The sequence below is a fragment of the Mycolicibacterium iranicum genome, from assembly GCF_014190915.1.
Classification (GTDB): domain Bacteria; phylum Actinomycetota; class Actinomycetes; order Mycobacteriales; family Mycobacteriaceae; genus Mycobacterium; species Mycobacterium iranicum_B.
This window is the reverse complement of the sequence record NZ_JACHVU010000001.1, coordinates 800,011-811,511: the sequence shown is the minus strand read 5'-3', so window position 1 is coordinate 811,511 and position 11,501 is coordinate 800,011. Positions and strand designations below refer to the sequence as shown.

The following is an 11,501-nucleotide window of genomic DNA, read 5'->3' as shown; positions in this document are numbered from 1 at the left end:
TTCGAACGTCACGGCCAGCCGATCGGGTCGGGGCGGGAGACCCGCACGATCAGCCGCCGGCTGCGCCGCGCCCTGGAGCATCGCGACCGGTGCTGCGTGGTGCCCGGCTGTGGCGCCACGCGCGGGTTGCATGCCCATCATCTGGTGCATTGGGAAGACGGCGGCCCCACCGAGTTGGACAACCTGGTGCTGGTCTGTCCCTATCATCATCGCGCTCATCACCGCGGCCTGATCACCCTCACCGGACCCGCGCACCGCCTGGTCGTCACCGACAGCGACGGCGACCCCCTGCCACCGGGCGCGCTGGCCCGCCCACCCACCACGCCACCACCGGCGGTCGCCCCCTACCGCGGACCCACCGGCGAACGCGCCCACTGGCGCTGGTACCAACCCTTCGCCGCACCAACGCCGAATCGCAACTAGCGGCGGTGCAGCACCACGCGGGCGCCGGCAGCGGGCGTATAGGCCACGCCGCGTGAGTGCATCTTCTCCCCCGGCGCCGCCGTCGTCTCGATGGTGAACTGGCGCAACACCGTTCGGAGCACGACATCCATCTCGACGTTGGCGAAGGCGGCGCCGACGCAGCGGCGGGTTCCGCCGCCGAACGGGATGTGCGACAGCGTGGTGGGCCGCTGGCCGACGAACCGCTGCGGGTCGAATCGCTCGGGGTCGGGGAAGTCCTCGCTGCGGTGGTGCACCTCGCCGATGGCGACGACGATCGAATAGCCCTGCGGGATAACCCATTCGCCGAGTTCGAAGGTCGGTGCGTAGACGTGTCGCCCGGCGAAGTCGATGACGGTGCGCGAACGCTGGATCTCCAGAATGGTCGCCTGCCGATATTCGTTGCCGTCCGTCTCGGCTTCGGCGACGAGCGCGGCCAGCACCTCCGGGTGGCGGCTGATGCGCTCGAACGCCCATCCCAGCGTGGCGCCGGTGGTCTCGTGCCCGGCCGCGAGCAGGGTCAGCAGCTCGTCACCGATGTCCTGGCGCGACATCGCCGAACCGTCCTCGTAGGTGCTGCGCAGCAGCAACGCCAGTACGTCGTCACGGTCCTCGAAGTTCGGGTCGGCCTGGACGGCGTCGATGAGCCGGCCGACCACCTCGTCGTAGCGGCGCCGGTACGCGGCGAGCCGGCCCCACGGGCTGAAGCGTCCGTAGGTCCGCTGCGGCGTCGGCAGCACGGCCAGCCGCGAACCGAGCGTGACCCACGGCGGGATGATGCGCCGCAGCTCGTCGAGGTGTGCGCCGTCGGCGCCGAACACCGCCCGCAGGATCGAGTTCAGCGTGATCCGCATCATCGGTTCGAGAGTCTCGAACTCCTGGCCCTCGGGCCACTCGGCGGTCTCGCGCAGCGTCTCCTCTTCGAAGATGCGCTCGTAGTTCTTGATGCTCTTGCCGTGGAACGGCGGGGTCAGCAGCTTGCGCCGCCGCCGGTGGTCGGTGCCGTCGAGGGCGAACACCGACCCGGACCCCAGCACCCGCGACAGATTGGGCTGGATGTTGCCGACGTCGTCGGTGTTGGCCATGAACAGCTGCTTGGCCAGCGCGGGGTCGGTGACCAGAACGGTCGGGCCGAACACCGGCAAAGTCATCGAGAAGACCTCGCCGTACCGCCGCACGATCTGGGCCACGGTCCAGCGTCGTGACACCGAGAAACCGAGGCCCTGCAGGACTTTCGGCACGCGAGGGGTCGGCGGAAGGCGGACGGGGCGCTCCGTGGTACTGCTGTGTACCGCTGTCATGTGAGGTACGGTACCGGGTGGTACCAGAAGTGCGCAAGGGTGTTGAGGTGGTTGATGTGACGTCTCCGACGGTGGAGACAGGGGCGGTCGCGGGGGCCCGTGAGGCAACGGAAGCTGCCGTCACCGACCGCCTTCTCGACGGTCTGGCCGCGTCGATCAGCGAGCGCGGGTATCGGGACACGACCGTCGCCGACATCGTCCGGCACGCCAGGACCTCCAAGCGCACCTTCTACGAGCAGTTCGCCTCCAAGGAAGAGAGCCTGATCGAGCTGCTGCGCAGGAACAACGCCGGCCTGATCGCGAGCATCACCGCCACCGTGGACCCCGAGGCCGGCTGGGAGTCCCAGATCGATCAGGCCGTCAGGGCCTACGTCGAGCACATCGCCGCCCGGCCGGCGGTCACGCTGTGCTGGATCCGCGAGGCGCCCGCGCTCGGCGCCGTCGCACGGCCGCTGCACAGGCAGGTGATGCGCGATCTGACCGCCATGCTCGTGGCACTGACCAGCAGTGCGGGCTTCCGGCGCGCCGGCCTCGACCCGATCGACCCGCCCATCGCCCTCATCCTGCTGGGCGGGTTACGGGAACTGACAGCGCTTTTCGTCGAGGACGACCGGGACATGCGCGGCATCGCCGGACCGGCGGTCGCCGCGGCGACGGCGCTGCTCGGGCCGCGCTGAGCTCAGCTCAGCTCAGCTCAGCTCAGCTCAGCTCAGCATCAGGCGTGCCGCCTTCTCCAGCTTCGCGGCGATCTCCTCGTAGGACGCGTAACCCATGCCCGCGCGCACCAGGGCGCCGGAGTACAGCATCTCGAGGGCGTCGATCACGTCCGGGTCGGTGTCGGGGCCCAGCGCGTCGGCCAGCCGCTCACGGATGTCCCGCCCGATGCGCTGCCGCAGCACCTCGACGTCGGGGTCCTTGCCGAGCAGCGCGGTGGTCACGGCCCCGGCGAACTCCGGCTCGTCGGCGACCAGCAGTGAGATGTGCCCGAGGACCTCGGTCACCCGGGCGGCCTGATCGGCGGACCCGTGCTCGACGCGCGGCGAACCCGCCAGCCGGCGCCAGAAGACCTCGGCGACGAGGTGCTCCTTGGACGAGAAATACGTGTAGGCCGTGGCCGCGCCGACTCCCGCCTCCGCCGCGACGCGACGCACGGTGAGGCCGGCGAATCCGTCACGTTTGAGCAGGTCGACGGCCGCGCGACCCAGGCGGTCCACGGTGTCGGCCTGGCGGGCCGTCAGGCGACGCCGAGTCGACTCTAGGGTCGGATCGGACACATGTCCGGACGCTACTACAACTGATAGTGATCCACTAGGGCCCGGCAACGGTAAGTTGGACAGCCATGAGCGACGCGACGGTCAGCCGTCACCCCGATGCCGACACCGCCCTCCCGCCGGCCGCGGCGGCCCTGTTCGACTACGCCGAGAAGGTCACCGGCTTCATGCCGGCCGACGAGGGACGTGCGCTCTACGACACCGCCCTGCAGTACCTGGCCGACGGGGTCGGCGTCGAAATCGGCACGTACTGCGGCAAATCGACGGTGATGTTCGGCGCCGCCGCCCAGCAGACCGGCGGCATCGTCTACACGATCGACCACCACCACGGCTCTGAGGAACACCAGGTCGGGTGGGAGTACCACGACGCGTCGATGGTCGATCCGGTCACCGGCCTGTTCGACACGCTCCCGACACTGCGCCACACCCTCGACGGGGCCGGCCTCGACGAGCACGTCGTCGCCGTCGTCGGCCGCTCCCCCGTGGTGGCTCGCGGATGGCGAACTCCGTTGCGCCTCTTGTTCATCGACGGTGGGCACACCGAGGAGGCCGCCAACCGGGACTTCGACGGGTGGGCCCGGTGGGTCGAGGTGGGCGGCGCCCTGATCATCCACGACGTGTTCCCCGACCCGGCCGACGGTGGCCGCGCCCCGTTCCTGATCTACCAGCGCGCGTTGCAGACGGGCGACTTCCGCGAGGTGCGCGCCGTCGGGTCCATGCGGGTGCTCGAGCGGGTCTCCGGTGAGCCCGGCACGCTCGGTGCCGCCTAGCGCTCGCTGGTCGCGCACTCGCAATCGTATTCGCCCTCAAGGCCTCTCGGCAGATCCGTGCCGCGGAAGAGGCCGCTCGCGGGCGTGGTCGACGACAGTGCGTCGGCGGCCAGGATCACGGCGGCACCCGTCCACGTGGTGCGCTCCACCGGCCAGCGCTTGCCGTCGGTGTACACCAGCCCGGTCCAGTAGGAGCCGTCCTCCTCGCGCAGGTGGTGCATCGCGGCGAACTGCTCGTGGGCGCGCTCGTGCTCCCCGATCGCGTCCAAAGCCAGGACCAGTTCACAGGTTTCGGCCCCGGTCACCCACGGACGGTCGTCGACGCACCGAATCCCCAGGCCGGGGACCACGAAATCGTCCCACCGGTCGTCGATGCGGGCGTGCGCCCTCGGACCGCGAAGTGCCCCACCGAGAATCGGGTAGTACCACTCCATCGACCACCGGTCCTTCGTGACGAAGGCGTCGGGATGATCGGCGATGGCGTGACCCAGACGGCCGACCGCGACCTCCCATTCCGGCTGCGGGCACCCGAGATGGTCGGCCAGCGCCAGCGCACACCGGATGCTGTGGTGGATGCTCGCGCACCCAGTCAGCAGTGCCTCGTCGGCGTCGCCGCCTCTGCCTCGCGCCCAGGCGATCTCACCGGTGCCGGCCTGCAGCTCCAGCACGAAGTCGATGGCCTTGGCGACCACCGGCCACATGGCGGCCGCGAAGTCGCGGTCCCCGGTCACGAGCACGTGATGCCACACCCCGGTCGCGATGTAGGCGCAGAAGTTGGTGTCGCTGTTGGGATCTTCGACGACGCCGTCGCGCAGCTGAATCGGCCAGGTGCCGTCCGGTCGCTGCGTCACCCGCGACCACTCGAACGCCGCGCGCGCCGGCTCCAGCAGGCCCGCGGCGGTCAGCGCCATCGCGTTCTCGATGTGGTCCCAGGGGTCGGTGTGCCCTCCGACCGACCACGGAATCGCGCCGCTCGACTCCTGTGTCGCGGCAATCGATTCGGCGGTCTGCCGGCACTGGGCCGGCGTGAACACACCCGGCACCCCGGGAATGTCACGCATCAGCGGCAGCAGGCTTTCTGAAGTAGAGCGCCACACTCTTCCCGATCAGCGGGTTGAGCGCCGCTTCGGCGGTCCGCGTCAGCCACGGACGGCTCATCATGTCCCACACCAGCAACTTGTGGTACGCCGTGACGGCCGGGTGATCGTTCTTCTCGGTCCCCACAGCGCATTTGAGCCACCAGTACGGCGAGTGCAGCGCGTGGGCATGGTGGGTGTGGGTCAGGCGCAGCCCGTGGGCGAGCACCTTGTCGCGCAGTTCGTCGGCGCGGTAGATGCGGATGTGGCCGCCTTCGTTGGCGTGGTACTCGTCCGACAGCGCCCAGCAGATCCGCTCCGGGAGATACCGGGGAACCGTGATCGCCAGTGCGCCACCGGGTTTGAGCACGCGCACCAACTCGGAGATGGCGCGGTCATCCGCGGGGACGTGCTCCAGGATCTCCGAGGCGATGACGCAGTCGAAGGTGCCGTCGGCATAGGGCAGATCGAGGGCGTCGCCCTTGACCGCCTCACCCTTGGCCGACGCGGGCGCCTCGCCCTGTTCCTTCATCGCCTGCAGGATCTCGTCGACGTCGTTGAGGTCCGAGACGCTCTGGTCGAACCCGACGACGTCGGCCCCGCGCCGGAACGCTTCGAACGTGTGGCGCCCGGCGCCGCACCCGACGTCGATGACCTTCGTTCCGGGGCCGACGCCCAGGCGGTCGTAATCCACGGTCAGCATGTCGCGACCCTTTCGCAGGCCCTCTCGTACACCGCGACGGTCTGTGCGGCGACGGATTCCCAACTGAACACTTCGAGCGCACGGCGGCGACCGTTGTCGCCGAGCCTGCGCAATTCCCGGGGCGAGTCCAGCAATTCGCCGAGCACCGCGGTCAGCTCGCCGACGTCGGCAGGGGTGACCAGGCGGGCGCATTCCCCGTCGGCCCCGACGACCTCGGGCAGTGCGCCCGCGCGGCTGGCGACGATCGGCGTCCCGCTGGCCATCGCCTCCACGGCCGGCAGCGAGAACCCTTCGTAGAGCGACGGAATGCACGCGACGTCGGCGGAGGCCAGCAGACCCGCGAGCTCGGCGTCGGACAGGCCGCTGGAGCTGTGCACGATGTCGGAGATGCCGAGTTCGGCGATCAGCTTCTCGGTCGGCCCGTTGGGTTCGAGTTTCGCCACCAGCTGCAGCTCCAGGTCGCGTTCGACGCGCAGCCGCGCGACCGCGTGCAGCAGATGGCTGACGCCCTTGAGCGGGACGTCGGCGCTGGCGATGGCGATGATGCGGTTGCGAACCCGCTGCTCCGACGGCTGGAACAGCTGGGTGTCGACACCGAGGGGAACGACGTTGAGCTGGCCGGGGTCGACGGCGAAGTCTTCGGCGATGTCGGCCGCCGACGTCGACGACACGGTGACCAGCTCCGGGATCTGGCGGGCCACCTGCTTCTGCATCTCGGCGAAGGCGTACCAACGGCGGACCAGGGGCTTGCGCCACCACTTCGCGGCGGCCACTTCGAGCACCTTGTCGCGCGTGATCGGGTGATGCACGGTGGCGACCACCGGCAGCCCGGACTCGGCGATCGTCAGCAGCCCGGTGCCCAGACACTGGTTGTCGTGCACGACGTCGAAGTCGTCGCGACGGTCGGCGAGCAGTCGGGCCGCCCGCATGCTGAACGTCTTCGGCTCGGGGAAACCGGCCGTCCACGTGGTCAGCAGTTCTTCGAGGTCGATACTCGTCTTGATCTCGCTGGGGCGGGGGACGCGGAACGGGTCCGGCTCCCGGTACAGATCCAGGCTCGGCACCTCGGTCAGACGCACCCGGGGGTCGAGGATCTCGGGGTAGGGCTGGCCGGAGAAGACCTCCACGTCATGGCCGAGTTCGACGAGCCCGCGGCTCAGATGGCGGACGTAGACACCTTGTCCACCGCAGTGGGTCTTACTGCGATAGGACAGCAACGCGATACGCATGATCAGCTCACAGATCCTGGAGAGCGGCCCTGAGCTGGCCGAATTGACTCGAGCAAGAAATCCGAACCCTCCTGGACATGTGTCCAGACTATAGTTTGACGTGCTAGCTGACGCAACGTGTCCGCTTGCTCTGACTACCACAGTAGGCGGTGACCGTCCTGTTCGGCCTCCGCGCACAGCGGCGCTACGAGGGCGGGAAGCCGCCGGTGGCGACGGGCCCCCACCGCTGCGGCGTGACCCTGATCAGACACTTGCGCTGGTCGATCATCGCCTGCCGGTACTCGTCCCAGTTCGGATGCTCACCGGCGACGGAACGGAAGTACTCCACCAGGGGCTCGACGGCGTCGGGCAGATCGATGACCTCGGCGTGGCCGTCGACCTGGACATAGGGTCCGTTGAAGTCGTCGGAGAGCACCATCACGCTGGCGCGGGGCCGGCGGCGGATGTTCGCCGACTTGGCCCGCTGCGGGTAGGTCGCGACGACGATGCGACCCTCGGCGTCGACGCCACCGGTCACCGGCGAACTCTGCAGGGACTCCCCGGCGCGGAACGTGGTCAGGACCATCCGGTGGCGCGGCCGGATGAAGTCGAGGAGCTCGGGCAGCGTGACGACGTCGGCGGTCGCGAACTTTCTGGCCATGTCGCCAGCGTATCGACGTGTCACACCCCGTCCGTACGCTGTCGAACATGAGTTCGAAGAAGGAAGTGATCGCGGCGCTCGACGCCGTGGACCGTGCCCACCGGGCCGTTTCGGCCCTGCCGTTCCAGTCCCTCTCCCCGGCCGACCAGCGGGCGCTGCTCGTGCGCCTGGAGGCCGTGACCAAGCAGCTGTCCGTGATGCAGAAGCGCCTCCTCGGGCAGATGGTCGCGGGCCCGCCGCCGGTGCAGTTCGCCGGGGCGCCGTGGGCCGAGGTGCTGGCCCGCCGGTTGCGCATCTCGGTTGGCGAGGCGCAGCGCCGCATCGCCGAGGCGGGGGCGGGGGCGGCGCCGGGGTAGCGCCGGCCGCCCCGGCCCGGGGCCGACGCCGATAGACTCCTGAGCACTCGCTCAGCGTGCGGGCGCGGCCGAGCGGCCAGCGCGGCCGATTGGCGCACCCGAGCGGCCAGGAGAGACGGGGGCGGCATGTCCAGATTCGACAGCACCGCGGTCGCCGAGTGGCGGCGCCACGGCCCGCTTCCGCTGGCTGCTGGCCTCGGTTATTCGATGGGCGTCATTCACGTCTACTCCCTCGGCGCGTTCATGCAGCCACTCCAGGACGAGTTCGGGTGGAGCCGGGCCCAGACATCGGTGGGTCTGACGATCGTCGGCCTGGCGGCGGCCGCCGCAGCACTCCCGATCGGCTTGATGGTCGACCGTCTGGGCCCTCGCCGCGTCGGGCTGTCGGGCGTTGCCCTCATGACGCTGGCGTTCGCGCTGCTCGGCACGGCCACGGGCACGATGACGAACTGGGTGGCGCTGTGGGCGGTTCTCGCCTTCGCCTGCTTCTGGGTGCAGACCACCGTGTGGACCGCGGCGGTCGCAAGTCGGTTCGAGACGTCGCGGGGTCTCGCGTTCGCGGTCACGCTGTCGGGCGGTTCGCTGGCGGCAGCGGTGTTCCCCCCGCTGGCCACCGCACTGATCGGCGCCTGGGGGTGGCGCACAGCGTTCATCGGCCTCGGGGTCCTCTGGGGTGGGCTGGTGCTCGCCGTGGTGTGGGTCTTCTTCCGCGGCGCGCAGGACGACAGATCCGCCGCGTCCGCGCCGCCGACCGCTGCGCCGTCCACCGAGGCAGCCGCAACCCCGACCGCTGCGCCGTCCACCGAGGCAGCCGCGCCCCCGACCGCCGCTTCGCCCCCGACCGCTGCGCCGGTCGAACTGCCCGGCCTGTCGGTCGCCGAGGGATTGCGTTCGGCCACCTTCTACAAGCTGCTGCTCGCGGCAGGGCTGTTCGCGTTCACCACGCTGGGCATCGTCGTGCACCTGGTCCCGATCCTGCGCGACGCCGGCGCTGCACCCCTCGCCGCGGCGGGCACGGCGGCGCTGGTCGGCGTTTTCTCGATCGTCGGCCGCCTCGGGGTCGGCGTCCTCCTCGACCGCTTCCCCGGCCGGTTGGTGGGTGCGTGCGCCTACCTGGTCCCCATCCTCGGGTGCGCAGCACTCCTGATCGACGGCAGCAGCCCGGTCAGCCAGACCGTGGCCGCGGCGCTGTTCGGCCTCACCCTCGGCGCGGAGGTGGACGTGATCGCCTACCTCGCGTCGCGGTACTTCGGGCTGAAGAATTTCGGCGGCCTGTTCGGGGGCCTCGTGGCGGCGCTCTCGCTGGGCACGGCGTTCGGTCCGCTCGCCTCCGGCGCCACCGCGGACCACTTCGGCGGCTACGCCAACTTCCTGATTCTCACGATGGTGCTGATGGCCGTCAGCAGCCTCGCGCTGGCCACCCTGAGGCCGCCGCCGGACTGGGCTGTCGATTCCCCGGTGCCAGGCACCGCGGATCTCCCGGCGCGGGAGGGTCCGGCCTAGGGTCGATGCATGGCCGGCCGCTCCATGTACATCCCGCCGAAGTTCGCGCTGTCGGAGTCCGACGCCCGCGCGGCGCTGGCTCACGGCGGCCTCGCGCACCTGGTCAGCCACACCGAGGACGGCCTGCGGGTCACTCCCCTGCCCGTGGTCTACGACGCCGACCGGCATGCCCTGCTCGGGCACGTCGCCCGGGCCAATCCGCATTGGAGGGCCGAGGGGGCGGAGTCGGTGGCGATCATCCCCGGCCCGGACGCCTACATCTCCCCGGCCTTCTACCCGACCAAGGGCGAGACCGGGAAGGTCGTGCCGACGTGGAACTACGACGTGCTGGCCGTGCACGGCCGGCTGATCGCGCACGACGACGTCGACTGGGTGGCCGACCTGGTCGGCCGGCTGACCGTGGAGCACGAGCGCGGTCGCGACGATCCGTGGCAGGTCGCCGACGCCCCGGCATCCTTCGTCGCCGGGCAGTTGCGGGCGATCGTCGGTGTCGAGCTCGCGATCACCGCGGTCGAAGGGAAGTCGAAGATGTCGCAGAACCAACCCGAGCGCAACCGCGATGGCGTCGTCGCGGGCCTGCGGCGGTCACCGCGCCCCGGTGACCGTGCCGTCGCCGATCGGGTCGAGAACACCGAGGGTGCACCGAGATAGGACACGGCTCCAGCCGACACAGGACACGGCGCCCACCGAGATGAGACACGGCGCCCGCCGGGATTGCACGCAGTTCCCGCCGAGTCAGGGCGCGATTCCCGCCGGCGGAGAACACGATTCCCGCCGAACCGAACTGGGTACCAGTGAACACGTGTGCACCCAACCCGGGAGTTTCCTATGACCTTCGACATCACTCCTACCGCGGCTCAACACGATCTCGCCCGCCGCGCGCATCAGTTCGCCGAAGAGGTCGTGCGGCCCGTCGCCGCCGACTACGACCAGCGGCAGGAGTTCCCGTGGCCGGTCCTGGAGGAGGCGGCCACCCGGGGCTTCTACAGCCCGCTGTTCTATCGCGACCTCATCGGCGACCCGACCGGGCTCTCGCTGCCGATGTTCATGGAGGAGTTGTTCTGGGGTTGCGCCGGCATCGGGCTGGCCGTCGTGATGCCGGCGCTCGCGCTGTCCGCGATCGGGCAGGCCGCGTCACCGGAGCAGATGTTGCAGTGGGCGCCCGAGTGTTTCGGCACGCCGGGTGATCTGAAGCTGGCCGCTCTGGCCATCTCCGAGCCGGAGGGCGGCAGCGATGTCCGCAACCTGCGCACGACCGCGCGCCGCGACGGTGACGACTGGATCATCGACGGGCACAAGATGTGGATCGGCAACGGCGGCATCGCCAACGTCCACGTCGTGAACGCCAACGTCGACCCCGAGTTGGGGCACAAGGGCCAGGCGCTGTTCATCGTGCCCGGCGGCACGCCGGGGCTGGACATGGTCCGCAAGCTCGACAAGCTCGGCTGCCGCGCCTCGCACACCGCCGAGCTGAAGTTCACCGGCGTCCGCATTCCGGGCGACTACCTTCTCGGCGGTGCCGAGAAGCTGGAGCACAAGCTCGCCAAGGCCCGTGAGGCCGTCGAGGGAGGCCAGCACTCCGGTTCGGCCACCCTGGGCGCACTCGAGCAGACCCGACCGATGGTCGCCGCGCAGGCACTCGGAATCACCAGGGCCGCACTGGAGTACGCCACCGAGTACGCGAACAATCGCGAGGCGTTCGGCGCACCGATCATCGACAACCAGGGCATCGCGTTCCCCCTCGCCGACCTGGCCACCCAGCTCGACGCCGCGCGGCTGCTGACCTGGCGGGCGTCGTGGATGGCCGCCACGGGCGTGCGGTTCGAGCGCGGCGAGGGTTCGATGTCGAAGCTCGCCGCCACCGAACTGGCAGTCAGGACCACCGAGCGTGCGATCCAGACGATGGGCGGCTACGGCTACATCAAGGACCACCCGGTCGAGAAGTGGTATCGGGATGCCAAGCTGTACACCATCTTCGAGGGCACCAGCGAGATCCAGCGGATGGTGATCTCGAACGCGCTCGGCGCGGCGGCGGGCAAGCCCCCGCTGCACGTGGACCTCGAGCCCAGCGGCGGCCCGCTCAACCGCTACTTCGGCCGCGGCACCCCGCTGCGCGGCAGGGCCGCCGACGCGGCGCTGGGCGCCAAGGACCGTGTGCCCGAGCCGATCATGCAGATGGCCATGAAGGTGCTCCGCCCGCCGCGCAAGTGA

At 70.1% G+C, this 11,501-nt stretch carries 13 protein-coding genes; 7 read left to right on the top strand and 6 right to left on the bottom strand.

Annotated elements, in window-relative coordinates:
* On the top strand, positions 1–423 hold a 423-nt coding region (locus FHR72_RS03765), incomplete at its 5' end, for an HNH endonuclease signature motif containing protein (RefSeq protein WP_183466532.1).
* Here the strand turns inward: FHR72_RS03765 and FHR72_RS03760 are convergent.
* Positions 420–1,742, bottom strand: coding sequence for a cytochrome P450 (locus FHR72_RS03760; protein ID WP_183466531.1), 1,323 nt, complete (start codon positions 1,740–1,742; stop codon positions 420–422). The genes FHR72_RS03765 and FHR72_RS03760 overlap by 4 nt on opposite strands.
* Positions 1,743–1,813: 71 nt before the next feature.
* Between FHR72_RS03760 and FHR72_RS03755 the strand changes: the two genes are divergently transcribed.
* Positions 1,814–2,419, top strand: a complete 606-nt coding sequence (locus FHR72_RS03755; protein ID WP_183466608.1) for a TetR/AcrR family transcriptional regulator — start codon at positions 1,814–1,816, stop codon at positions 2,417–2,419.
* Positions 2,420–2,446: 27 nt separating this feature from the next.
* On the opposite strand, the gene FHR72_RS03750 is transcribed toward FHR72_RS03755, so the two are convergent.
* The gene (locus FHR72_RS03750) at positions 2,447–3,016 is read right to left on the bottom strand and encodes a TetR/AcrR family transcriptional regulator (RefSeq protein WP_183466530.1); all 570 of its coding nucleotides are present in this window, start codon (positions 3,014–3,016) and stop codon (positions 2,447–2,449) included.
* Between the two features lie 65 nt (positions 3,017–3,081).
* Here FHR72_RS03750 and FHR72_RS03745 point away from each other — a divergent pair, with 65 nt between their 5' ends.
* A complete protein-coding gene (locus FHR72_RS03745; protein WP_183466529.1) occupies positions 3,082–3,783 on the top strand; it encodes a class I SAM-dependent methyltransferase in 702 nt (233 codons plus the stop codon).
* Here the strand turns inward: FHR72_RS03745 and FHR72_RS03740 are convergent.
* The 4 genes from FHR72_RS03740 to FHR72_RS03725 form a co-directional block, all read right to left on the bottom strand.
* Positions 3,780–4,844, bottom strand: coding sequence for an MMP endo-(1,4)-3-O-methyl-alpha-D-mannosidase (locus tag FHR72_RS03740; protein ID WP_183466528.1), 1,065 nt, complete (start codon positions 4,842–4,844; stop codon positions 3,780–3,782). The two genes, FHR72_RS03745 and FHR72_RS03740, sit on opposite strands and share 4 nt — an antisense overlap.
* Positions 4,837–5,562, bottom strand: coding sequence for a class I SAM-dependent methyltransferase (locus tag FHR72_RS03735; RefSeq protein WP_183466527.1), 726 nt, complete (start codon positions 5,560–5,562; stop codon positions 4,837–4,839). Before FHR72_RS03735 ends, FHR72_RS03740 begins: the two co-directional genes overlap by 8 nt.
* Positions 5,556–6,791, bottom strand: coding sequence for an MMP alpha-(1->4)-mannosyltransferase (locus FHR72_RS03730; protein WP_183466526.1), 1,236 nt, complete (start codon positions 6,789–6,791; stop codon positions 5,556–5,558). The genes FHR72_RS03735 and FHR72_RS03730 overlap by 7 nt, the downstream gene beginning before the upstream one ends.
* Before the next feature lie 184 nt (positions 6,792–6,975).
* Positions 6,976–7,431, bottom strand: a complete 456-nt coding sequence (locus tag FHR72_RS03725; protein WP_183466525.1) for a PPOX class F420-dependent oxidoreductase — start codon at positions 7,429–7,431, stop codon at positions 6,976–6,978.
* A 47-nt stretch (positions 7,432–7,478) separates the two neighbouring features.
* Here FHR72_RS03725 and FHR72_RS03720 point away from each other — a divergent pair, with 47 nt between their 5' ends.
* The 4 genes from FHR72_RS03720 to FHR72_RS03705 all read left to right on the top strand — a co-directional run bounded on the left by FHR72_RS03720 (position 7,479) and on the right by FHR72_RS03705 (position 11,501).
* Complete coding sequence (locus FHR72_RS03720; protein ID WP_183466524.1) at positions 7,479–7,787, top strand: DUF222 domain-containing protein; 309 nt, start codon at positions 7,479–7,481, stop codon at positions 7,785–7,787.
* A gap of 126 nt (positions 7,788–7,913) precedes the next feature.
* Positions 7,914–9,290 carry an MFS transporter gene (locus FHR72_RS03715; RefSeq protein ID WP_183466523.1) on the top strand — a complete coding sequence of 459 codons (1,377 nt, stop codon included), beginning with the start codon at positions 7,914–7,916 and terminating at the stop codon, positions 9,288–9,290.
* Positions 9,291–9,314: 24 nt separating this feature from the next.
* Positions 9,315–9,941: an FMN-binding negative transcriptional regulator gene (locus FHR72_RS03710; protein ID WP_183466607.1), complete on the top strand. Its 627-nt coding sequence runs from the start codon at positions 9,315–9,317 to the stop codon at positions 9,939–9,941.
* A 177-nt stretch (positions 9,942–10,118) separates the two neighbouring features.
* The gene (locus FHR72_RS03705) at positions 10,119–11,501 is read left to right on the top strand and encodes an acyl-CoA dehydrogenase family protein (RefSeq protein ID WP_183466522.1); all 1,383 of its coding nucleotides are present in this window, start codon (positions 10,119–10,121) and stop codon (positions 11,499–11,501) included.